This window comes from Pseudomonas sp. CC120222-01a (assembly GCF_003097235.1).
Taxonomy (GTDB): Bacteria; Pseudomonadota; Gammaproteobacteria; order Pseudomonadales; family Pseudomonadaceae; genus Aquipseudomonas.
This window is the reverse complement of record NZ_QEQQ01000001.1, coordinates 435,804-456,305: the sequence shown is the minus strand read 5'-3', so window position 1 is coordinate 456,305 and position 20,502 is coordinate 435,804. Positions and strand designations below refer to the sequence as shown.

General features: G+C 60.8%; 24 protein-coding genes. 10 read left to right on the top strand and 14 right to left on the bottom strand.

Annotated elements, in window-relative coordinates; all coding sequences use genetic code 11:
- Positions 1-136: 136 nt before the first annotated feature.
- The 3 genes from N430_RS02270 to dusA form a co-directional block, all read right to left on the bottom strand.
- Positions 137-1,978, bottom strand: coding sequence for an alkaline phosphatase D family protein (locus tag N430_RS02270; protein WP_110631329.1), 1,842 nt, complete (start codon positions 1,976-1,978; stop codon positions 137-139).
- Between the two features lie 95 nt (positions 1,979-2,073).
- Positions 2,074-3,000, bottom strand: a complete 927-nt coding sequence (gene tal, locus N430_RS02265) for a transaldolase (RefSeq protein WP_110631332.1) — start codon at positions 2,998-3,000, stop codon at positions 2,074-2,076.
- Positions 3,001-3,293: 293 nt separating this feature from the next.
- On the bottom strand, positions 3,294-4,271 hold the full coding sequence (gene dusA / locus N430_RS02260; protein ID WP_110631334.1) for a tRNA dihydrouridine(20/20a) synthase DusA: 978 nt from the start codon (positions 4,269-4,271) through the stop codon (positions 3,294-3,296).
- 134 nt (positions 4,272-4,405) lie between these two features.
- Here dusA and N430_RS02255 point away from each other — a divergent pair, with 134 nt between their 5' ends.
- Positions 4,406-5,530 carry a tyrosine-type recombinase/integrase gene (locus tag N430_RS02255; RefSeq protein ID WP_110631337.1) on the top strand — a complete coding sequence of 375 codons (1,125 nt, stop codon included), beginning with the start codon at positions 4,406-4,408 and terminating at the stop codon, positions 5,528-5,530.
- Here N430_RS02255 and N430_RS02250 read toward each other — a convergent pair.
- The 10 genes from N430_RS02250 to N430_RS02200 form a co-directional block, all read right to left on the bottom strand.
- Entirely contained in the window at positions 5,527-5,802 is a 276-nt protein-coding gene (locus N430_RS02250) for a pyocin activator PrtN family protein (protein WP_110631340.1), read from the bottom strand. The genes N430_RS02255 and N430_RS02250 overlap by 4 nt on opposite strands.
- On the bottom strand, positions 5,799-6,383 hold the full coding sequence (locus N430_RS02245) for a hypothetical protein (protein WP_110631344.1): 585 nt from the start codon (positions 6,381-6,383) through the stop codon (positions 5,799-5,801). The genes N430_RS02250 and N430_RS02245 overlap by 4 nt, the downstream gene beginning before the upstream one ends.
- Before the next feature lie 178 nt (positions 6,384-6,561).
- Positions 6,562-6,765: a hypothetical protein gene (locus N430_RS02235; RefSeq protein ID WP_110631350.1), complete on the bottom strand. Its 204-nt coding sequence runs from the start codon at positions 6,763-6,765 to the stop codon at positions 6,562-6,564.
- Positions 6,758-7,054, bottom strand: a complete 297-nt coding sequence (locus tag N430_RS29620; protein ID WP_256592042.1) for a hypothetical protein — start codon at positions 7,052-7,054, stop codon at positions 6,758-6,760. The genes N430_RS02235 and N430_RS29620 overlap by 8 nt, the downstream gene beginning before the upstream one ends.
- Positions 7,051-8,877 (bottom strand): DNA cytosine methyltransferase, encoded by a 1,827-nt coding sequence (locus tag N430_RS02225; protein ID WP_110631353.1) that lies wholly within the window; start codon positions 8,875-8,877, stop codon positions 7,051-7,053. Before N430_RS02225 ends, N430_RS29620 begins: the two co-directional genes overlap by 4 nt.
- Positions 8,874-9,128, bottom strand: coding sequence for an AAA family ATPase (locus tag N430_RS02220; protein WP_110631356.1), 255 nt, complete (start codon positions 9,126-9,128; stop codon positions 8,874-8,876). The genes N430_RS02225 and N430_RS02220 overlap by 4 nt, the downstream gene beginning before the upstream one ends.
- A complete protein-coding gene (locus tag N430_RS02215; protein WP_110631359.1) occupies positions 9,125-9,643 on the bottom strand; it encodes a hypothetical protein in 519 nt (172 codons plus the stop codon). The genes N430_RS02220 and N430_RS02215 overlap by 4 nt, the downstream gene beginning before the upstream one ends.
- Positions 9,644-9,734: 91 nt before the next feature.
- Positions 9,735-9,974 (bottom strand): pyocin activator PrtN family protein, encoded by a 240-nt coding sequence (locus N430_RS02210; protein ID WP_110631362.1) that lies wholly within the window; start codon positions 9,972-9,974, stop codon positions 9,735-9,737.
- Entirely contained in the window at positions 9,971-10,480 is a 510-nt protein-coding gene (locus tag N430_RS02205; RefSeq protein WP_110631365.1) for a hypothetical protein, read from the bottom strand. Before N430_RS02205 ends, N430_RS02210 begins: the two co-directional genes overlap by 4 nt.
- A 288-nt stretch (positions 10,481-10,768) precedes the next feature.
- Positions 10,769-11,587, bottom strand: coding sequence for a helix-turn-helix transcriptional regulator (locus N430_RS02200; RefSeq protein ID WP_110631369.1), 819 nt, complete (start codon positions 11,585-11,587; stop codon positions 10,769-10,771).
- A gap of 552 nt (positions 11,588-12,139) precedes the next feature.
- On the opposite strand from N430_RS02200, the gene N430_RS02190 reads away from it, so the two are divergent.
- The 6 genes from N430_RS02190 (at position 12,140) to N430_RS02170 (ending at position 17,015) form a co-directional block, all read left to right on the top strand.
- A complete protein-coding gene (locus N430_RS02190) occupies positions 12,140-12,628 on the top strand; it encodes a phage regulatory CII family protein (protein ID WP_110631375.1) in 489 nt (162 codons plus the stop codon).
- Entirely contained in the window at positions 12,621-12,824 is a 204-nt protein-coding gene (locus N430_RS02185) for a TraR/DksA C4-type zinc finger protein (protein WP_110631378.1), read from the top strand. Before N430_RS02190 ends, N430_RS02185 begins: the two co-directional genes overlap by 8 nt.
- On the top strand, positions 12,821-15,592 hold the full coding sequence (locus tag N430_RS02180) for a bifunctional DNA primase/polymerase (protein WP_110631380.1): 2,772 nt from the start codon (positions 12,821-12,823) through the stop codon (positions 15,590-15,592). Before N430_RS02185 ends, N430_RS02180 begins: the two co-directional genes overlap by 4 nt.
- On the top strand, positions 15,589-15,921 hold the full coding sequence (locus N430_RS29400) for a hypothetical protein (RefSeq protein ID WP_146232688.1): 333 nt from the start codon (positions 15,589-15,591) through the stop codon (positions 15,919-15,921). Before N430_RS02180 ends, N430_RS29400 begins: the two co-directional genes overlap by 4 nt.
- Positions 15,918-16,463 (top strand): hypothetical protein, encoded by a 546-nt coding sequence (locus N430_RS02175; RefSeq protein WP_256592041.1) that lies wholly within the window; start codon positions 15,918-15,920, stop codon positions 16,461-16,463. The genes N430_RS29400 and N430_RS02175 overlap by 4 nt, the downstream gene beginning before the upstream one ends.
- Positions 16,464-16,667: 204 nt before the next feature.
- Positions 16,668-17,015: a phage holin family protein gene (locus N430_RS02170; protein ID WP_110631383.1), complete on the top strand. Its 348-nt coding sequence runs from the start codon at positions 16,668-16,670 to the stop codon at positions 17,013-17,015.
- A gap of 1 nt (position 17,016) precedes the next feature.
- On the opposite strand, the gene N430_RS02165 is transcribed toward N430_RS02170, so the two are convergent.
- Complete coding sequence (locus N430_RS02165) at positions 17,017-17,460, bottom strand: hypothetical protein (protein ID WP_110631385.1); 444 nt, start codon at positions 17,458-17,460, stop codon at positions 17,017-17,019.
- Here N430_RS02165 and N430_RS29205 point away from each other — a divergent pair.
- The 3 genes from N430_RS29205 to N430_RS02155 all read left to right on the top strand — a co-directional run bounded on the left by N430_RS29205 (position 17,459) and on the right by N430_RS02155 (position 20,502).
- Positions 17,459-17,689, top strand: a complete 231-nt coding sequence (locus N430_RS29205) for a hypothetical protein (RefSeq protein ID WP_133248817.1) — start codon at positions 17,459-17,461, stop codon at positions 17,687-17,689. The two genes, N430_RS02165 and N430_RS29205, sit on opposite strands and share 2 nt — an antisense overlap.
- Before the next feature lie 178 nt (positions 17,690-17,867).
- Positions 17,868-18,449, top strand: coding sequence for a terminase small subunit (locus N430_RS02160; RefSeq protein ID WP_110631388.1), 582 nt, complete (start codon positions 17,868-17,870; stop codon positions 18,447-18,449).
- Between the two features lie 4 nt (positions 18,450-18,453).
- A complete protein-coding gene (locus N430_RS02155) occupies positions 18,454-20,502 on the top strand; it encodes a phage terminase large subunit family protein (protein WP_110631392.1) in 2,049 nt (682 codons plus the stop codon).

Genomic DNA, 20,502 nt, shown 5'->3' with positions numbered 1-20,502 from the left:
TGAGCGTTCAAGCGAAACATAGTTCAGGTCGCCGTGGCGTGAAGCAGGTAATGGTTGCTAGATATTGGTTGCCAGTACTGGCCCTTTCGCGGGGCAAGCCCGCTCCTACAGGAATCGCGTAGCCGCCAGGTGACTTTTAATCCTGCTGTGCAAACTCGGTCGCCTCGCTGCCATCCGCGCTCAACTGGAACACCCGCGCCGGCCGCCCTTGCTCATCGAACAGCACCTGCCCCAACCCCGCCCCATTCCACAGCCGCTCCCCGGCCTTGCTGCGGCTGGGCGTGCGTGGCACCACCTCCATCTGCCGGCGCTTGGTGAACCAGTTCAGTGGTGAGCGTGGCGAATACAGCCAGCGGTTGAGCCTGTCCAGCACGTCCAGCAAGCGCCGTGGGAACTCGTTCTTGATCCCGCTGCTGGTTACCTGCCACAGGTGCGGGCTGCGCTGGCGGTGGCGGATCAGTACCTCGTAGACGAACGAATAGTGCACATCGCCCGAGAGGATCACGTAGTGCCCCGGCGTGCGCGAATGGCGGAAGATGTTCAGGATCACCTGCGCCGCGCCACGGTGGGCCATCCAGTTCTCGGCATCCACCAGCAACGGGTAGCCCAGCCAACTGAACACCTTCTGCACGGTTTCGATCAGCTTGACGCCAAAGATCGGTGCCGGTGACACGATGATTGCCGAGGGGTGGTCCAGCAGCGCCTGCTGCAGTTCGCACAGCGCTTCCCAGTCGAGCAGGCCGGACGGCTTGCCCAGGTCGCTCTCGCTGCGCCAGCGGCGGGTGCGGGTGTCCAGCACCAGCAGCGGCGGGTCGCTGGGCAGGCTGTACTGCCAGCCCTGGAAGCGCAACAGTTCGCCGATCAGCTCATCCTGCTGCCGGGTTAGCGTCTGGCACTGGCCGACTAATGTGTTGCAGCCATCCGGATCGTTGCCCCAGGCCTGGCACAGCAGATAGCCCAGCAGCGCATTGCCGATGATCCGGCGCGAGAAGGGGTGGCCGTAAGCGGTTTCTTCCCATTGCGCCGAGAGGTTCCAGTCATCGGTGATGTCGTGGTCATCGAAGATCATCAGGCAGGGCAGGTGGGCCATCACCCGTGCCACGTCGCCCAGGCTGGCGGCGAAGGCCTCGATCAGCGGCAGTTCCTCGCGATAGCGTGCCTGGTCCTGCTGGCTCAGACCGGCAGGCATGCCCAGATCTACCAGGCGCCAGGGCGCGGGCGCCCACACCAGTAGGTACATGGCCATGACCTCGGCGAAGGTCACCAGATGGTTGTCGGCGTTGCTGGAGGAGAAGATCGGCTTGCGCTTGCCGCCGAAGAAGCGTTCGCGCAGCGATTCGTTGCTCTCCTGGGCAGGCAGCAGGTCGGCGCGGTGGTAGTAGCTGGCTGGATGGCGGTAGAGCGCCTGGCTGTCGGCGACCACCGCGCCATCCAGCGCTTCGTCGAACAGCCCCAGGCGCTCGATCAGCGAATGGATGGCACGCAGCATCGGGCCGGCGACGTCGTCGGCGTAAACCTGGTCGCCGGTCATCAACAGTACGGCCGGGCGGTCTTCCGGTCGTTTGCAGGCCTGTAGCAATCGGTCGGCGCAGAGCAGGCCGTCGGCGGCCGGGTGATGCGGTTTGCGACAGGAACCGTGCAACAGCTGGTCGAGGCGGTCGCGCAGCACCAGGCTGGGGCGATGGCTGCCAGGGTAGAGCAGGTATGGGGCCCAGTCGGCGATGCCCTGGCCGTCGATCAGCAGGTCGTACTCAATGGCGACGTTGCGCGGCAGGGGCTCGGCAAAGTGAATATCCAGCAGGTGGATGAAGGCGCGCTGGCCGACTGCAACGACTTGGCAATCGACCGTGGGGGTGCTGTCGATGATGAATTCGGGTTGCAGGGGTTGGCTGCCGACCAGCCAGATGGCCAGCCTTTGCGGTTCAAGGCGGCGCAGTACCGGGCCGGCGAGTACGAGGGGCAATGGGGAAGAGGTCATGTTGCCTTTGGGTTCAGAGCGCGTTCAAAGCCCGCTAAAACAAACGGGCGGAAAATGCTGAACATTTCCCGCCCGCCTGGCAAACGTTAGATGTATCAGGCTTTTTCAGCCATCAACTTCTCGAGTTTTTCCTGATCCCGGGCAAACTGGCGAATGCCTTCGGCCAGCTTCTCGGTGCCCATGGCATCCTCGTTCATCGCCCAGCGGAACTGGCTTTCGCTCAGCACCTGCTTGGCTTCACCGGCATTGCCTGGTTTGAGAATCCGCGGCAGCTCGCCCTGGTCGCTGCCCAGCTTGTCCAGCAGGTCCGGGCTGATGGTCAGGCGATCGCAGCCGGCCAGTTGTTCGATCTGGCCGAGATTGCGGAAGCTGGCGCCCATGACCACGGTGTCGTAGCCATTGGCCTTGTAGTAGTTGTAGATGCGCGTGACCGACTGCACGCCCGGGTCTTCGGCGCCGACGTAGTCCTGGCCGGTGCTCTTCTTGTACCAGTCGTAGATACGGCCCACGAACGGCGAAATCAGGAATACGCCAGCGTCGGCGCACGCCTGGGCCTGGGCGAAGGAGAACAGCAGGGTCAGGTTGGTCTGGATGCCTTCCTTTTCCAGCTTCTCGGCGGCGCGGATGCCTTCCCAGGTGGAGGCCAGCTTGATCAGCACGCGGTCTTTCGACACGCCTGCGGCTTCGTACAGGCCGATCAGCTGGCGCGCTTTGTTCAGCAGGGCCGGCTCATCGAACGACAGGCGTGCATCCACCTCGGTGGAAATGCGCCCCGGAATGACCTTGAGAATGCCCGCGCCCACGGCCACGGCGAACTTGTCGCAGGCCAGGTCGACATTGCCCTTGGCATCGGCCTTAACCTGCTTGAGCAGCTCGGCGTAGCCCGGGATGGCAGCGGCCTTGAGCAGCAGAGACGGGTTGGTGGTGGCATCGACCGGCTTGAGGCGGGTGATGGCATCCAGGTCCCCGGTGTCGGCAACCACGGTGGTGAACTGCTTGAGTTGTTCCAGCTTGGAGGTCATGGGCGTGCTCTGTCCTGTGCATTTACTCGACATTACCCGAGGCCCGACGGGCGCTCAAGAGGCCAGTGGGGCGGGCAGAATTGCCGAAGGTGATGATTCGAGTCAGCAGCTGGCGCGAGGTTCCCCAAGCCACTCTAGATGTGGCGTGTATCCCGTGTAGGAGCGGCCTTGTGTCGCGAAAGGGCTGCAAAGCAGCCCCATCAATCTATGCATTGACGCCAGGACCGAGGGGCCGCTTTGCGGCCCTTTCGCGACACAAGGCCGCTCCTACAGGACGGTGCCGGGCTAGAGAATCACCGCCCCTGCATCAACTCCGCCGCCTGATCGAACACCTTCAGCGGCTCCGCCGCCTTGTGAATATCCGCCGACAACAACTGCCGGAACCGCCGCGCCCCCGGGAACCCCTGGCCAAGCCCCAGAATATGCCGGGTGATGTGATGCATCGCGCCACCACTCTCCATGTGCGCCACGATATAAGGCCGCAACTGCTCCAGTGCCTCGCTACGGCTCACCACCGGCGCTTGGCTGGCAAACAGCTGCTGATCCACCTCGGCCAGCAGGTAAGGGTTGTGGTACGCCTCACGCCCCAGCATCACGCCATCGAAGGTCTCAAGGTGCGCCTGGCATTCCGCCAGGGTCTTGATCCCGCCATTGAGCACGATCTCCAGGTCCGGGAAGTCCGCCTTCAACTGCGCGGCCACGTCGTAGCGCAGCGGCGGGATCTCGCGGTTTTCCTTCGGCGACAGCCCCTCGAGAATCGCGATCCGCGCATGCACGGTAAAACTCCGGCAGCCGGCATCACGCACCTGGCCAACGAAATCGCACAGCTCGGCATAGCCGTCGCGGCCATTGATGCCGATGCGATGCTTCACCGTCACCGGCGTGGATACCGCATCCTGCATGGCCTTCACGCAATCAGCCACCAGTGCCGGGTGGGCCATCAGGCAGGCGCCGATCATGTTGTTCTGCACCCGGTCGCTCGGGCAGCCGACATTCAGGTTGACCTCGTCGTAGCCCGCTTCCTCGGCCAGCTTGGCGCAGGCGGCCAGGTCGGCCGGCACGCTGCCGCCCAGCTGCAGGGCCAGCGGGTGCTCGGAGACGTCGTGGCGCAGGAAACGGTGGGCGTCGTTGTGTAGGAGGGCGCCGGTGGTGACCATTTCGGTGTAGAGCAGGGTTTGCTTGGAGAGCAGGCGCAGGAAGAACCGGCAGTGCCTGTCAGTCCAGTCCATCATCGGCGCAACGCTGAAGCGGCGGGATGGCTCAGGGCGCATGGTTTCTGGCTTAGCGTCTGATTTTGCGGTGTTTTCGTTCAACGTGTTTCTTACCGATTTTCGGGGGTTTTGGGGCATTTTTACCAAGCGCTTGGTACAATGTACCAATCGAATCAGGACGTGTACCAATTCTCATGGCAACGATCAGACCCCGTAAGAAGGCCGACGGCACCATCAGCTACACAGCTCAGATCCGCATCAACCGCGACAAGGTGACAGTCTACCAAGAGAGCCAGACGTTCGCCCGCAAACAGGCGGCGGTGGCCTGGGCGAAGCGACGGGAAACAGAGTTGGCAGAACCTGGTGCAATCGAGCGGGCTAGCCGGGTAGGGCACACGATTAAGCAGATGATCGACCGCTACCTGGTCGAGGCCGAGAAAGCCCGGCCGCTGGGCGAGACGAAGCGGCGTACGTTGAATGCCATCAAGAACAGCTACCTAGGTGAGAAGGTCGACTCAGACATCACCCAGCAGGTGCTGGTGGACTACGCCTTGTGGCGAATGAGTGCTGAAGGTGGAGGAATCAAGCCGCAGACGGCCGGCAATGATATGGCGCATCTGGGGTCGGTTTTGTCCCTGGCCCGCGCGGCTTGGGGCTATGAGATCGATCCGCAGGCAATGCCGGATGCGCGCCTCGTGCTGAAGAAGTTTGGTTACAACCTGAGAAGCCGAGAGCGGGATCGTCGGCCGACGTTGGAGGAGCTCGACAAGGTGCTGGAGCACTTCTTCGAGATGCTTCAGCGTCGACCAAGCGTCATCCATATGCCCAAGGTCATGGCGTTCGCGATCTTCTCGACACGCCGGATGGATGAGATCAGCCGTATCCTGTGGGACGATCTGGATGAGCACCGACAGGCGGTGAAGGTGCGGGATATGAAAAACCCCGGGCAGAAGATCGGCAATGATGTCTGGTGCTACTTGCCGGATGAGGCTTGGATCATCGTGCAGAGCATGCCTCGAGAGTGCCCCGAGATATTCCCGTACAACACGGATTCAATCGGCACGGCCTGGTCCAAGGCATGCAAGATGAAAGGGATCGAGGATCTGCACTTTCATGACTTGCGCCATGAAGGGGTGAGCCGGCTGTTTGAAATGGACTGGGACATCCCGAGGGTTTCGAGTACGTCTGGTCACCGCGATTGGAATTCATTGCGGCGTTATACCCACTTGCGAGGGCGAGGGGATCGCTACACGGGCTGGAAGTGGTTGGATCAAATTATCCAGGCGCCGGTTAAACTCGGCGCCCGGGTTGATAGTTAACTGGCTCGGTAGGTTCTATTCAGCTGCGCGCATTCTTTGCGTGCAGCATCTCGTTGTTGATCCAAGTACATCGCCAAGTCGGCCAGGTGTATGCCCTTCGCACTTTTCTGGCTGGCCTCAAGTCTGGTGATGGGTAACTGAATCTGACCAGCGAGCACTTTGCGCTGGAACATGTCTGGGGTCAGGTGTGTGAAGTAGTCAGTGCACACCTGGTCAATCGGAATGATGGCGAGGCCGTTGTATTGCGCCATCAGCATGAATGCTGTGTTCATTGAAGCACCTCCAAAACAGCGCTGTGATGGAAGGTGCGGGGTTTATCGGTCTTGCAATTCTTTCCGTAGATGTAGCCAGGGCGAGACCACCAGGCTGCGCAGTGGCCTGTCACCTCAACTTCAATCTTGTTCCCGCCAGCATTGATCATCAGCCGGCTGCCATTTGGATAGATACGTCTTACTGCTGCCAGCAATCCGACCTGTGCCATCAGCAATTCGTTATCAGCCGCCTTCGCTGCGCAGAGGGCCTTCGAAGTGGGTGAACTGCCGGGGTAGATGTTGCTGTCGGGCGTGCCGCCCTCCGCTTTGTTGAGGTCGCGTCCGCCCACTGCACCGACGCAGGGCGTGCCGGAGAGCATGATGCTGATCTCGGGCTTGCAGCCCTCGGCGTTCATCGGGCGGTGGCGCTGGTACTCGCGTTCCTCGCCGTCTACCGTGCCTGCTTTGTAGCCAGCCAGGAACACCAGATAGTCGTTATGCGTGCGCATGTCGGCGAAGCCGGTCTTGTCCTTCTTCAGTTCGCGCTCGCCCAAGCCAAGGGGGTTGAGGCTGACGAACACGTCTCTCGGATCGGTGTTCATGATTTGCGCCCTCGCATGATGATGAAGCCAGCGGCTTGACGGGTCTTGGAGCATTGGTCGTGATTGCCCTTCACGCGAGCCTTACCGCAGATGTCGCAGATGAACGACATGGCGGGGCGTAGCATCGTCTGCATACCCTTGCGCGTGCGGGTGGTCGGTGTGTAGGTCGATGTGTCAATCACAGCGAATACCTCTCATGGACTCGGCGAGCGTTCGGGCTGAGGGCCAGGTGCTCAAGGTTTGTGGCGCTGTTTACAGTCGGTAACGTGTCTGTAGCAGTGGGGTGGGCGGCGCTGCTGCAATACAGCTTGACCAGGGTGGCGATCAGCGCCACGGTGAGCGCGAGGCTGACCAGCTGCCAGGTGCGTGTTGGGTTAGGCATGTTGACGGCCCTCGTTGAGCTGGCTGAGCACCTGTTTGCTGGCTAGTTGGAACAGTTCGTTGGCGGATACTGGTGTGACGGACTGCTCGCAGTTGCACACGGCGTCAAACCGAGTGCGGTACAGCCCGGCCTGGCCGAGCCAAGCGACGGCGTTGTGTTCGGCGTTGGACACTGGGCAGCCGTGGGCTTCAGGGACAGTGCCTTCGTGGGTGCGCCTGCACTTCCTGCAGTGATACAGGCCGCCGTCGTCGGCCTCGCTCATGTACCAATCATGGCGGTGCGTGCTCATGCGGCCTCCTGCTGGTATAGGTCGATCAGGTCTTTCGCGTTGGCGGCGATCAAGTCTTCCGCTTCGTCAGGGCAGACGCTGTTGCCGATCAGGCGGATCTGGTCGGTGTTCTTGATGGCGCGCCATTCCAACAGGCCGGTTTCCTTGTTCTCGAACAGGCCGCGATCAAGGATGTAGTCGGGGCTGAAGCCTTGTGCGAGCTTCAGTTCCGGGGCCTTGAGCATACGCAGGGTGAAATCGACCAAAGCATGCTCGCCGAGTAGCACCAGATCGACCAGCTCGGGGAAGTGCTCCGGCAGGTACTTGTGCAGGAAGTGTGCGCACTTGCGGGCCTTTGCCAGAAGTTCTGGCGGCAGGATCGCGGCGGGCACTTGGACAACGGTGACCAGCGCCATGCGTTCCTTGGTCGGCAGGGTGTGCATCGGTTCGCCCATGTCCTGCCACTGCCCGCCGGTGCCGTAGTACTTCACCAGGTAAGCACTCGCCAGGCGCTGGTTGGTGCCGCGCCCGAGAATCGTGCTCAGTGGCACCTTGGCTGCTCGCCCGTCTCCCTTGTAGAAACCGCCGTTGGCCTGCTCGAAGTGGCATGCAGCGACCGCGTGGTGGCCGCTGCCGGTGGTCAGGGCATTTACAGGGTGGTCCATGCCGCTACCAGTGGAGCCTTTGCGCAGGGTGACCATCGACGCGGTAACCAATGCTTGCTCGCCTCGGTTCGCCCCAGTGATCGTCCGGGTGGACTCAGAAACGGGGTAGCCCGAACGGTCCCCTTGATGGGTGAGGTGGGTCAGGTGGGCTGCGGCCAGGGCGAAATGGCCGCCCTTGATCTGGGCCACCTGAGTGCGCAGCGGCTCGCCGGCGCTGAAAGTTCGCTGCGTGCTCGCGTTGGCGAACTCGGTGAGGCTTGCGGCGGCCAGCTGTTGCTCGTCCAGCTGGAGCACGAAAGGCTGCTCGGCCATGACGGTGTGGCGCCAGAAACCCTTGGCCACCCGCCTGCAGGTGTTGTCCACCAGCGGGCGTTTGCGGGCGAACAAGCTCTTGCCCAGGTCGGAGAAGTCGATGCACTCGGCGGCGGTGCGCCAAGGCAATTGGCCTGGTTTCGGGTTCTCGTGCCGCTTCGGCTTCGTCCAGACGATGGGGCGGCCATCCGTGCGGCCGATGAGGAACAGGCGCTTGCGGATGGTGGGGGAGCCAGCGTTCGAGGCGCGGCGCTCACGCCACTCCACATTGCAGCCCAGGCCGCGCACCAGTGCTTCCATGGGTATCCACTGGCCGATGCAGGCCATGATCTCGGCCATGTCGGGGTGATCGGCGCTCAGGCCGCTGGTGAGGCAGGCGACGAACGCCTTGAACGTGCGACCCATTTCCGACTTGATCGGCTTGCCTTCGTCGTCCAATGGCCCCCAGGCCTGGAACTCTTCAACATTCTCCATCAACAGCAGGCGTGGGCGAGTGGCGAAGACCCAGCGAACCACAACCCATGGTAGCGAGCGCACTGCCTTACTACGTGGTGCGCCGCCCTTGGCCTTGGAGAAGTGGCGGCAGTCAGGGGACGCCCACAAGATGCCCACGGGCTGGCCGCCGGTGGCTTCCAGCGGGTCGACCTCGTAGATGTCGCTGATGTAGTGGCGGGTGTTGCGGTGGTTCGCGCGGTGAACCGCGATTGCGATGGGGTTGTGGTTGATGGCGATGTCAGGGTCGCGGTACACGCGGGCGCCGCCGCTGCTGGCCCCGCCGGCACCGGCGAACAGATCCACGTACAGCTCGCGCTGGAAGGGCAGGGCTTGCTGCTGCGCACCTTGTATGTCGATCAGGGCGGCGGTCATGCTGTCGCTTCCTGTTGGCGGGTGATCTGCATGGCCTGGTCGAAGGTCATCACGCGGCCATCGAAGTACCAGGCGGGATTGTTAGCGTTGGTCAGCACCAGGGTGTCCAGCAGCGGTACAGGGGCGCCAGCGTCCCAGTTGTCGAGGATCTGGCTAAGGCCGAGCGCTTTTGCGATGGCCGGGGCGTTGGTGGTCTTGCCGCATCCGGCGGGGCCGTGAAAGAGGCAGCTGCGAGCGGTCTTAGTAGTCATGCTGCAGCTCCTGCTGTAGCGGCGCTGGTCGGGGTGCTGCGCAGTTGGGCGTGGATGCGCTTGGCCAGATCGTCAATGACGTCAGCCTGGGCGCCTGCGCGCGTTGCCTCGGCATCGGTCTTCAACGCTTTGAAAGTGCGCTGAGCCAGGCGCATCGTGGACGAAGCGCTGACCAGCTTCTCGTAGTCCGCCTTGGTCACCGCGAGCCCTGTGTACGACATGATTCGGGCTTCAAGCTCCCTGATGCTTGCCTTGAGCGCGGTGATGCTGGCTCGGCGCGCGGCAAGCTCCACATTTCCGGTTTGCTGAGTGCGCAGCAGCTCTGCGCGGAGATCGTCCAAGGCCTGTTTGGCTTCCTTGAGTTGCAGGTTCAAGGTCTGGTCGTGGAAGGTTTTACCGGCCTCGAAGCCCCGGGCATAAGCAAGTCTGCGTGCTTTGGCGATCAAGAAAGGAAGGATGATCAGGGTGATAATCCAGCCGATACCAGCGGCGAGTGCGTACTGATGTGGTTGCATGTGCTGTGCTCCAAAGTGCCCAGCACCGGCCGGTGTTGTGGTGATGGCCTGGTGCTGGATGCGATGCCCCTGATGGCCGGGGCCGCCTCTGCTATGCCGTCTGCTTCGCTTGGGTGTCGAGGTAGTCGGCGAGGTCGTGCAGGTAAATCACGTACTGCGCTCGGGCTGAGTGGTGCAGCTTTGTAGGCTTCAGCCCAATCTTTCCGGCGTTGATCAACTCCCTGAACCGGCGGTCTGTCTTGATGTGGGGGAAGTAGTGCTCACGCACCGCAGTTAATGTCGGGCAGGGAGTTGTCCACTGCTTGCGTAGCTGCCCAAGCGTGTCGGTCATGGGTGCTCCCCACGCCCCACGGGGATTTGGCCGAGCTTGGTGCGCACTGCTTCGGCCAGCGCGGTCTTGCAGCTGCCGTATGCAGTCGCGTAGACCTCTCCCTGATCGTTGGTCACAACGGTGCCGAAGGGGCGGTGCTCGTCGGTTGTGGGAGTGATGTAGGCATGCAAGCCTTCTGGTAATACCTGGCTCACATAGTCCAGCGCTTCCATCAGGGCGATAGCGCGCTGGATCTGTTGTCCTGACTCAGTTCGGCCATTGGCCACGTCCTGCAGAAAGTCGCGCAGGGACATGTACTTGGTCGAGTCGCCGCGGCGCAGCGTGATCGAGCCCGTGAACGGACCGAAGCGGACCTGTAGGTGATGATCGCGGTCGTCGTTCTCCACCTGGATGTGAGCATCAACGATGGTTTCAGGGCGTCGCAGCGGGCAGGTGGCGCTGCCGCCGTGCTCCAACGTCCCTTCCAGAAGCATCACTCGACGCAGATTGATGGTGAATTCGTTCATGCCTCACCCCCATTGGGGATGGCGCGGACATGACCGGCAGGGGAGACGACTAAGCGAAGCCCGGTAGAGCGTTGAAAGGCTTCAACGGTTGAGGGGCGACTGCAGGTGGTTGGGTGCAAATAGATGTTGCATGGTGTGGATGTGGTGTGTGCCATAGCTAATTCCTGTGGTGAGAGGCGCTACGGCACAGAAATTAGTCTGGCTAATATTAGCTGTCAATCTTTTTTGGATGAGCAGAACTGATTGGGCAAAAAAAAGGCCGCGCAAGCGGCCTTCGGGGGAGGGGGTTTAGAGCAGCACTGAGTACCAGAAAACCTGGCCTATGATGCGGATGTGTTCGCTTGCGTACTGAGCATCGTAGTGCTCATCAGGGTACTCACTTGCGTTGTAGCTACGAAGCCTGATTCCGCCACCTGGTTGCCGGTAAAGAAGTTTTACGCGGAGGAGCCCATCGTGGTCCAGGGCATACATTTTCCCATCGATGATGGTTTTGGCATCCGTGTTGACGCCTACGGTACTGCCATCTGGAAGCACCGGCTCCATGCTATTGCCCTTTACCGGAACGCAACCTGCGGCACTAGGATCCACATTTTTCTTCCGTAGGGTCCGCTTTCCGAAGCGAAGCTTCCTGCCATTAGTTTCCAGCATTACTGCAGATCCGGTACCGGCGGAGACTTCCACCTCTTGAAAGAAAGGAATCTCGACTTCGTCAGGACCGAGAGGCGTCTCATCATCCCAGACCTCGATTGGGTCGAGTGCCCAGTGGTGCATGGAGGCCTGTGATTTGGGCTTCGGGTGTTCGATGTGTAGCCCATGATGCTCTTCAAGAAGGCGAGGGCTAACCTCTTTCGGGTCAAAGGAAAGTACACCCGCAAACTTCATAAGTGCGGACAGGTTGAGCGCAATCTTGGCATTCATGTACTGGCTGACCACGCTCTGGCCGGCCCATCCGCACAGGTCGGCAATCCGTTCCTGGTTGAGGCTAGGGTCGGATCGCTTCCGGTCCTGATAAATCTTTTTCAGGCGTGCCGCTTCTTCTTTGCGCACGCTTTCGTCTGCCTCGTGAGGCGCTGTGGCATTGGAGCCTTGGTGGGGATCTTGTCTCATGCCTTCGACTGTATAAGCGTGGCTGTTATTTTCAAAACAGTCAGGCGTCTTTTTTCGTTGCTCGAAAAAAGAAGTCAGGCTAATATCTCGATCAGGCCTCACTGAGGATTTAAGGATGGAAGACAAGATAGGTGTGCCCTTACGCGAGTTTGCAGAGAGGCGTACTCAGCCACAGCTAGCTGAGCTGCTTGGAGTTTCCCAGAGCGCGGTATCACAGATGCTCAACTCGAAGCGAGATATCAGGGTGCGTTGCGATGGGGAGGGGGGATACGAATTCATAGAAATCCGCCTGCTCGGCAAGCGGCGCCGCCCTGCAGAAAGAAAGGATCGTTGAACTGGGGCCTCTCACCACAAGAATCTCCCCAGCTCAACGTTGACGGTGCGTAGCACCGTAAAGCCCGCCATCCGGCTGCCTCTCACCACAAGATTCGCCGGATGACTAGAACCGCGTGAAATGCCCGCACAGCACGCAAAGCACAACACATCGGTCGTATTCACAGGATAGGACGTTGAAAGCCCTGTGACTACACCGTAAACCGAGGATTTACGGTTATGAGTCGCGTTGATCTATTGCCGGACGCCGGTCCGGTCCTCGCATTGCGCCAGGCGCTCTATCGCGCTGGTCGCGACTATCACGGCGGCATCACCAAACTGGCCTTCGATATGGTCATGGACGTGGATGCCCTGCAGAAGAAACTTCACCCCACCGAAGAGCGTCGCTGGCCCAGCCCGGACGAGATTGAAGAGATCGTCCGCTGGACTGCTGATCCACGGCTGCTTGATGCGCTCGTCCGCCCGGCAGGTGCCGTCTGGTACCGCCCGGAGCCTGTCCCAGCGACCAATGAAGCCCTGCAGGCGGTAGCGAAGCTGCTCGAAGAGTCCAGCGAGTTTGTCGGTACTTTGCACGACGGCGCCGCTGACAACGTATGGACAGCTGCCGAAGTGCTCGACCTTGAGCAGCGCGGCATGGATGTGATCCGCCAGGTGCTGGCCATCATGGCGGGTGCCCGTCAGGCCATGGAGGACGAAGCTCATGGCTGATGTGATCGATGTGGCCAACGACCAGGCCGACTACCACCTGCAGGTGGCGCTTCAGCGCCGCGTTCGTCCAGCGATTAGGCCGAGCGCGCAGTTCTGCGAAGACTGCGATGAACCAATCCCGGAGGTGCGGCAGCAACTGGTGGCGGGGTGCGAGACTTGCATCAGCTGCCAGGAACTGCGGGAGCGCCGCAGATGAGCGAGCGCCCAACCTCTATCACAGCTGATTGGGCGCGGCGGTACATTGAAGCCTTCGATCTCGCCTTGGTTCCGATTGAACCAGGCGAGAAAGGGCCGAAGGGTGCTGGCTGGAATAAGCCTGGTGGCTACTTCACGGACGCCTCGAAGGCTGAGGCGTTTTGGACTGCGAGCCCGAACCACAACCTCGGTGTTGTGCTTGGGCCGAGTCGTGTCTGTTCGCTGGATGTTGATGATGTCGAGCTGACCCGGCAGGTACTGCAGCAAACGCTTGGGCTCGATGTCGACGCACTCGCTGATGCGTATCCCACCTCTGTGGGCAACCCCGAACGATTCCGCGTGATGTTCCGCGTTCCTGAGGGAGTGGAGCTGAGTCGCCACGCCTTGGTTTGGCCAAACAAGAACGATCCAGATGGCACTATCTACAAAGGGCTCATGGTGCAAGTGAAGGCTGCCATGGACGAGGGTGATACAGGCCGCGAGGCGGCTTTCCGCATGGCGGCTGAGCCGTTTAAAAAAGTCACGGTTTTCGAGCTGAGGGGCGGTTTGGTGCAGGACGTATTGCCGCCATCCATCCACCCAGGTACTCGCAAGCCTTACACATGGCGTACAGCGCCGACTGCAGACGGTTTGCCAGAGTTGCCGGCCGACTTGTTGGCCATCTGGCAGGATTGGGATGAGTTCAAGCCGAAGGGGGAGGCTGTTTGCCCTTGGAAGCCGAAGGCGGCAACGCCTGCCCCTGAAGTTCGTCCCCTGGCCAAGTCTTTGCCAGCTGCAGCTCGATCTGGTGACCGGCTCCCCGAGGTCATCCATGAATTCAACCGCGTCCATGACATCGCCACGATGATTGAGGCGCATGGTTACAAGCGCGTCGATGGGAAGTGGTTGAGCCCACACAGCAGTTCAGGGCTGCCAGGTGTAACCATCAAGGATGGCAAGCTCTACTCGCATCACACTTCTGACCCGCTGGCCAACGGACACAAGAATGATGCGTTTGATGTGTTCTGCATCCTGATGCACGACGGTGATCAGAAGGCGGCGACCAGGGCGGCTGCTCGGATCCTCGGTATTGACGCGAAGTCCCGTCCGCCTGCGCCGCCGCCATTGGGTGAGCTTCCCCATGCCCCATCGGTTGTCGACCAGACCGAGCTGCCTCCGCTTGCCGACAGCGATGCCGAGCAGCTTCCCCACGCCCCATCGGACGTTGAAGCGCCCAGCTCGGCCGCCTCCTCGGCCTCCGGGGGGGAGGGGGCGGATGGTCTTGTGCTGAAGAGCGCCATGCGTCGATTCGCCCTGGTCGAGGGATCCACTAACGTGTGGGATCTCGACAAAGGCCAGTCGATGAAGCGCGCCGGGTTCGAGGCGCTGGTTGGCAAGCCCCTCGTTAAGCAGTGGATGGAGCGGACAGACAAAAAGCTGATGTCGCTCGACCAAGTGAAAGAGCTGGAGCAGGTTAAAAGGTTGGCGGCTAAGAAGGGCGGCGCCCTGAAGCTGGATCCCATTGAGCGGTACGTTTACATCGACGGCACCAAGGATGTCTGGGATCGGGAGAAGAAGCGCCGTATCCCTGAAGGCGCGGTCAAGATGGCCTTGGGTGACGAATACAAGTGGTGGCTGAACAGCCAGGATCGCCGTGTTGTCGACGTGGACCACATCGTGTTCGATCCGACCATGACCAAAGATCCGGCCATCTACATCAACACCTTCGAGGGTTTGCCGCTCGAGCCCGTGCGTAATGACGCGGCCTGCGAGAACTTGCGCTGGCTGATCTCATTCCTGTGCAACCACGATGCGGAGGCGCTTGAGTGGCTCATCAAATGGCTGGCTTATCCGCTGCAGCATATGGGCGCGAAGATGGACACGGCGATCCTGTTCCACTCCACCATGGAGGGCTCTGGCAAAAGCCTCATGTTCGCGGACGTAATGGGCGAGCTGTATGGGCAGTATGGTGCGACGGTCGGGCAGACCCAGTTGGAAGGCAGTTTCAACGCCTGGCAGAGCCGCAAGCTGTGGGCGGTGTTTGAAGAGGTTGTCAGCCGCGACCAGCGTTACAACCAGGTAGGCAAGATCAAACACATGATCACTGGCAAAACGGTGCGCATGGAGTCGAAGTTCATCAACGGTTGGGAAGAGGCCAACCATATGAACTCGGCGTTCCTCAGCAACGAGATCATGCCGTGGCCGATCAGCGAAGACGACCGCCGGATGCTGGTGATGTGGCCCCTTGAGACGTTACCGCCGGAGCGCCAGAAAGCGATCAGCCGGGAACTGGCGAATGGTGGAGTGGCTGCCTTGTACGGCTGGCTGCTTGATGTCGAGCTGGGAGAGTTCAACCAGCGTACGCGACCACCCAAGACCGAGGCTCGCCAGCGCTTGGTCGAGTTGAGCCGCACTGCTTGGCAGACCTTCTTCTATCTCTGGCGTGCTGGTGAGTTGGGGCACGGCCTGTGGGGCTGTGCGCTGACAAGCGATGTGTACGCCATGTTTGCCGAGTGGTGCTCGCACAACCGGGAAGGCGTGATGAGCCAGACGAAGTTCTCACTGATGCTCAGCGCGAAGGTTGAGAAGACCCGTGCGATCCCTTGGACCGATGGCAATAACCGACGATTCGCCGCGTTCTTCTTTCCTGACGATGGTGATCCTTCCCTGCCCCCATCTATGAAGTCGGCCGAGCTGGGCAAGAACGTCGTCGAGTGGCGTGCCAGGGCGAAGTTGGCTGGCTGGAACGTTGATGGCTGGGACCACGTGAAGAGGGTGCTCGCGGCATGACTACCTCTATTTGTGTGTTGGGTGTGTTGGGTTTGTGTCGGGTTGGATCGGTCTACCCAACACAGTCGGATTACCCAAAATCATTGGCTTGCACGGGTGGTGTGTTGGGTGTGTTGGGTTTGTCCACGCACGCGCGCGTGCGCGTAATTATTTGCACTGCCATCAACGAAGAAAAAAATCTCTATGCGAGAACCAATAAACCCAACAAACCCAACACACTCAACACACTTTCATCTAATCAACTGATTTCGTTGGGTTTTATTTGTGTTGGGTTTGTGTCGGGCCTTGGCAATGTGTGTTGGGTACAGGTTTGGGGGGAATCGCAATGAGCATGGATCAGGAAGTGGGTCCTCTACTGCGGGTCACGCAGCACGAGATCGATATGGCAGAGCTTATTGATCCTGCCGAGCGCCTGCGCCTGGTGGGGGAACTGATGCACCACTGGGGAGAACAGCGTCGCCTGGTTGGGCTTAAGGCGAGTCTGGGTAGCCAGATGGGGACAATCATGGAATGGAAGGGGGCTGCGCCTCGCGGTGGCGCGTCGGGTCATCGCATCCTGGTTGCCGGTGCCGGCATGAATCACTCAGCAGCAGAAGTAGATGCTGCTGTCATCCAGTTGGGGCGGCGAGACAAGCGGGGGGAAACGTTGGCAAAGCTGGCGGAGATGCGCTACGTCCTGGGCTTCACCATTCGGGAGCAAATGCGGGTGGTTGGGCTGGCGGAAGACGCAGATCGCACCTATCGCAACTGGGTAAAAGCCCTGCATCTGCAGGTGTTTGCAATCCTTGCGGCCCGCGCTGGTCGCGTCCGGCAGCAAACCGTTCGTCGGGTCACTATGCGCCGAGCGTGCGCCGAAGGTGCGCCGAAGTAGCGCCGAAGCGGATAACCGAAAACCGCCCCTTTTCGGTTTTTCCGGTGGCCTGTAAAAAGTCACCACGATGTGAAAAGTGCGCTTAGGCGCTGACCCAACAAGCACTGTGCTGTGCAACCCGCCCCGATTTATCGGTGCATCGAGAACCCTGCCAATTGGCGGGGTTTTCTTTTTCCGGCGCCGTGCTTTGCCAATGAGGCTTACATGAACAGCGAGCAACAAGCGTTAGCCGAACTGCCGATCTGGATGGTGATAGTGCTGTCCCTGGTCGGCGGTGTGTCGGGAGAGATGTGGCGGGCGGACAAGGCGGGTGCTCGCGGTTGGGGGCTGATTCGCCGGTTGGCTCTGCGCTCGGGTGCCTGCGTCACCTGCGGGCTGTCGACCAACATGCTGCTGTACGCCCTCGGTGTTTCGGTATGGGCGGCGGCGGCGGTTGGTTGCCTGACCGCGATGGCGGGCGCCGATGTGGCGATCAACCTCTACGAGCGCTGGGCCGCCAAGCGGCTGGGCGTCAGCGAATTGGCTCCGCCCAGTCGCCCTAGCGTCGAGTGAGTTAAACCGGTAATCCCAGATGCGCTGACACAAGACGGGAGCCGACCGAAAGTACCTCGCCTGCCAGACTGCCAAGGATGTTTTTGGTGCCGCTCTTTGTGGCGTCAACCAGTTGGTCGCCTAAGGATGGCCCTTTGGTAAGGCTAGAGGGAACAGCTTTGAGGGCCTCAAGGCCTTTAGCGGTCAGTACGACCTCTTCAAAGCCTGCGTAATCCAGTTTCTTTTTAAAGCGCAGATACCCCGCCTCTGATAGCCACTCGACACAAGCGAAGAAAAACTCCCCGTTCTGATTGGGGAAGTCTCCCTGTGCATGCTCATCGTAAGAGAAGCCATCGTCCAGGAAGTCCTTGATGAGTAGGTAATCCGGTACTGGGAAGTTTTCATAGAGAGCACCAAACACCCGACCGGTGATCTCATCAAATTTCTGAATGTTGGAGGTGGTCATGTCCTTGACTCCTGAAGAAGAGAAAAACAGCCCCCAAACCTGGGAGCAAGTGGTGCGTCACATCGACATGCAGGTGCGTCGAGATTGCGATTTTCCGCGTGCGAGACATTACTGGCACAAGACTTTGGAAGAAACCCCCAAAGAAGCGCTTGTACAAGCATTGAGCATGGCGTTGGCCACCGGCCGCTACCAAGAGAAGCCACGTGGCCGGTGTTGTCGGTGTTGCTGATGCCTCGCGAACACCGGAGACCCACGGGCTGCTGGCCAAGGCCGGGGACCCTGGTGATATGGCGGGGGTACGGGACCGGAAACCCGCGCTTCTTTGTTAGCGGGAGGTTCACCAGCTTAGTGAACTGCGGTGAACTGGTTAACCCCCTGAATTCATTGGGTGAACTGGACGTTTCGACATGACCCACCTGACGAAATCGGAGTTCGCCGCCCGGCACGGATGGTCGAAATCCTACGTTTCCAAACTGGCCAAGCAGGAACGCTTAGTGCTGACCGACGATGGCAAGGTCGACGTCGAGGCCACTGAGCTGCTGCTGGCCGAGTCCGCCGATCCGAGCAAGGCAGCTGTCGCTGCCCGGCATGAGGAGAACCGCGTCGAGCGGGATGTTCGAAGCCAGCTCCAGCCCGGCCTCGGCCCACTTGCGGTGCCCCAGCCGGATCCGTCACCCGGCGGGGCTCACAACTTCCAGAAAGCGAAGGCGCACCGCGAGTACTACCTCGCCCAGCTGGCCGAAGCTGAGTTCAACAAAGTCCAGGGCAGCCTGGTCGAGCGTAAAGCAGTGGAAGATGCGGCTTACATGGCGGGCCGGATGCTGCGCGACCAGTTATTCGGGCTCGCGCCGCAGCTCGCCGCCGAGCTGGTGGGTATGAGTGACCCTTGGGAGATCGAAAAGCATCTCGCCGGCGCCTTCCGCCGCGTTCTAACCGAGGTCAGCAAGATGAGCGACGCCGACCTCAATCAAGCCATCACACAGAGCTGAGCCTATGCCCACCGGATACGCAGACGGTGCCGAGGTGTACCGCGAAGCGTATTGCCGAGGGCTGACGCCTGACCCCGAACTGTGGGTTGATGAATGGGCGGACGAGTACATGCGGATCCCGCGTGATACCGGCGCCGCCGAACCCGGCAAATATCGCACCGCACGCACACCTTACGCACGTGAACCGATGCGCTGTCTTTCTCCCGCGCACCCGTGCAAGCGAGTGGTGACCAAGGTTGCCTCGCAGCTGATGAAGACGCAGATCGCCCTGAATTGGATCGGCGCCCTGATCCACATGGCACCATCCAATATCCTGACGCTGCTGCCCAGCCTGGGTCTGGCCAAGCGCGTGTCATCCCGGATCGGCAAGACAATTGACGCAACGCCAGAACTCAAGTCGCGCGTTGCGGCTAACCGCTCCAGGGATGCCCGTAACACCATGGACACCAAAGAGTTCGAGGGTGGCACGTTATACGCCACCACTGCGGGCTCAGCAGCTAACCTGTCGGAGCTGTCGGCTCGGTATGTCTACGGTGATGAGGTCGACCGCTGGGACGTTGACGTCGACCAAGAGGGCGATGGCATCAAGCTGGCTGAAGCGCGGGGCAGTACCTTCGGCCGCAATGCCAAGTTCTATTTCTCCAGCTCCCCGCTCATCAAGGGGGCCTCGCGGATCGATGATCTGTTCATGATGGGGGATCAGCGGCACTACTACGTACCGTGTCCTACCTGTGGGCACATGCAGGTCTTGAAGTGGGAGCGCCTGCTTTACTCCCCTGACTTCAGCACTGTGCATTACCAGTGCGAAGGGCCTGAGTGTGATGTGCTGATCGAGGAGCACCATAAGGCAGAGATGTTGGCCAAGGGTGAGTGGCGAGCCCATGCCCAGGGCGATGGCGAGACAGTGAGCTTCCACCTCAATGCGCTCTATGCACCATTGGGTTGGCATTCTTGGACCATGCTGGCCCGCGAGTTCGAGGGGGCAAAGCGTGCCCAGGATCGCGGCGATCTTGAGCCCATGCAGGTGTTCTACAACACCAGGCTTGCAGAGGTCTGGGACAGCGCAGTCGAGCAGACTAAGGCCGAGGTGCTGCAGGCCCGGGCGCTGCAAGAAGACTACTTCCTTGGCACCCTGCCCGTGGGTGCGCTTGCCTTGACGGCCTCCGTCGATGTTCAGGCCAACCGCCTGGAGCTGATGGTGATGGCCTGGGGGGCAGGCATGGAGCGCTGGGTGGTTGATCACCAGGTGATTCCCGGCGATCCGGCCGATGAGCGTACCTGGTCGCTGTTGGACGAGCGGCTTAAGGTTCGGTACAGGCATCCCTGTGGCGTTAGCCTCGGCATCCTGGCCACCGGTATCGACTCTGGTGGTCATCACACCCATGAGGTCTACCAGTTCACCCGCGTGCGCCGCTGGCGCAACGTCTTCGCGCTCAAGGGGGCAAGCAAACCGGGTCGCCCTGTGATCGCCCAGCGCCCGTCGCAAGTAGACGTCACCTGGAAGGGCCAAACCGAGCGTAACGGCGCGGAGCTTTGGATCGTTGGTACCGACACGGCCAAGGACTGGATTTACAACCGCTACAGCTTCGACAAAGGGCCTGGTGCGTTGCACTTCGCCAAGGACCTGCCCGACGAGTTCTTCCAGCAGTGCGTGGCTGAACGAAAGGTCGCCCGCTACGTGAAGGGCTACAAGCGGATTGAGTGGGTCAAGGGCAAGGCCGAGCGCAACGAGGCGCTCGACCTGATGGTGTACAACCTGGCCATGGCCAACTTCCTCGGCCTCCACCGCTACGGCGAACAGGACTGGAACAAGCTGCGGCAGGCGCTCGCGCAGGCCAACTTGTTCGAGCAGGGCGAACCGGAGCCAGCCCGGCCTCAGGCCAGTGAGCCTGAAACCGACGACCAGGACGAAGAGAGCCATTCCTCGGCCCCTGTGTCTGTTCCGGTCAAGCGCACCGAACCGCCATCACCGCCACAACCGGCGGCTCCAAGGGCCGCGCCCCAACCCATGCAACGCCGCAGCTCCAGCAGCGGCTACCTGAAGAGACGCTGA

What these genes read in the sequence shown, in the direction of transcription:
- N430_RS02270 (WP_110631329.1), bottom strand. Translation starts at nt 1,978, where the DNA reads ATGACCTCTTCCCCATTGCCCCTCGTACTCGCCGGCCCGGTACTGCGC.
- tal (WP_110631332.1), bottom strand. Translation starts at nt 3,000, where the DNA reads ATGACCTCCAAGCTGGAACAACTCAAGCAGTTCACCACCGTGGTTGCC.
- dusA (WP_110631334.1), bottom strand. Translation starts at nt 4,271, where the DNA reads ATGCGCCCTGAGCCATCCCGCCGCTTCAGCGTTGCGCCGATGATGGAC.
- N430_RS02255 (WP_110631337.1), top strand. Translation starts at nt 4,406, where the DNA reads ATGGCAACGATCAGACCCCGTAAGAAGGCCGACGGCACCATCAGCTAC.
- N430_RS02250 (WP_110631340.1), bottom strand. Translation starts at nt 5,802, where the DNA reads ATGAACACAGCATTCATGCTGATGGCGCAATACAACGGCCTCGCCATC.
- N430_RS02245 (WP_110631344.1), bottom strand. Translation starts at nt 6,383, where the DNA reads ATGAACACCGATCCGAGAGACGTGTTCGTCAGCCTCAACCCCCTTGGC.
- N430_RS02235 (WP_110631350.1), bottom strand. Translation starts at nt 6,765, where the DNA reads ATGCCTAACCCAACACGCACCTGGCAGCTGGTCAGCCTCGCGCTCACC.
- N430_RS29620 (WP_256592042.1), bottom strand. Translation starts at nt 7,054, where the DNA reads ATGAGCACGCACCGCCATGATTGGTACATGAGCGAGGCCGACGACGGC.
- N430_RS02225 (WP_110631353.1), bottom strand. Translation starts at nt 8,877, where the DNA reads ATGACCGCCGCCCTGATCGACATACAAGGTGCGCAGCAGCAAGCCCTG.
- N430_RS02220 (WP_110631356.1), bottom strand. Translation starts at nt 9,128, where the DNA reads ATGACTACTAAGACCGCTCGCAGCTGCCTCTTTCACGGCCCCGCCGGA.
- N430_RS02215 (WP_110631359.1), bottom strand. Translation starts at nt 9,643, where the DNA reads ATGCAACCACATCAGTACGCACTCGCCGCTGGTATCGGCTGGATTATC.
- N430_RS02210 (WP_110631362.1), bottom strand. Translation starts at nt 9,974, where the DNA reads ATGACCGACACGCTTGGGCAGCTACGCAAGCAGTGGACAACTCCCTGC.
- N430_RS02205 (WP_110631365.1), bottom strand. Translation starts at nt 10,480, where the DNA reads ATGAACGAATTCACCATCAATCTGCGTCGAGTGATGCTTCTGGAAGGG.
- N430_RS02200 (WP_110631369.1), bottom strand. Translation starts at nt 11,587, where the DNA reads ATGAGACAAGATCCCCACCAAGGCTCCAATGCCACAGCGCCTCACGAG.
- N430_RS02190 (WP_110631375.1), top strand. Translation starts at nt 12,140, where the DNA reads ATGAGTCGCGTTGATCTATTGCCGGACGCCGGTCCGGTCCTCGCATTG.
- N430_RS02185 (WP_110631378.1), top strand. Translation starts at nt 12,621, where the DNA reads ATGGCTGATGTGATCGATGTGGCCAACGACCAGGCCGACTACCACCTG.
- N430_RS02180 (WP_110631380.1), top strand. Translation starts at nt 12,821, where the DNA reads ATGAGCGAGCGCCCAACCTCTATCACAGCTGATTGGGCGCGGCGGTAC.
- N430_RS29400 (WP_146232688.1), top strand. Translation starts at nt 15,589, where the DNA reads ATGACTACCTCTATTTGTGTGTTGGGTGTGTTGGGTTTGTGTCGGGTT.
- N430_RS02175 (WP_256592041.1), top strand. Translation starts at nt 15,918, where the DNA reads ATGAGCATGGATCAGGAAGTGGGTCCTCTACTGCGGGTCACGCAGCAC.
- N430_RS02170 (WP_110631383.1), top strand. Translation starts at nt 16,668, where the DNA reads ATGAACAGCGAGCAACAAGCGTTAGCCGAACTGCCGATCTGGATGGTG.
- N430_RS29205 (WP_133248817.1), top strand. Translation starts at nt 17,459, where the DNA reads ATGTCCTTGACTCCTGAAGAAGAGAAAAACAGCCCCCAAACCTGGGAG.
- N430_RS02165 (WP_110631385.1), bottom strand. Translation starts at nt 17,460, where the DNA reads ATGACCACCTCCAACATTCAGAAATTTGATGAGATCACCGGTCGGGTG.
- N430_RS02160 (WP_110631388.1), top strand. Translation starts at nt 17,868, where the DNA reads ATGACCCACCTGACGAAATCGGAGTTCGCCGCCCGGCACGGATGGTCG.
- N430_RS02155 (WP_110631392.1), top strand. Translation starts at nt 18,454, where the DNA reads ATGCCCACCGGATACGCAGACGGTGCCGAGGTGTACCGCGAAGCGTAT.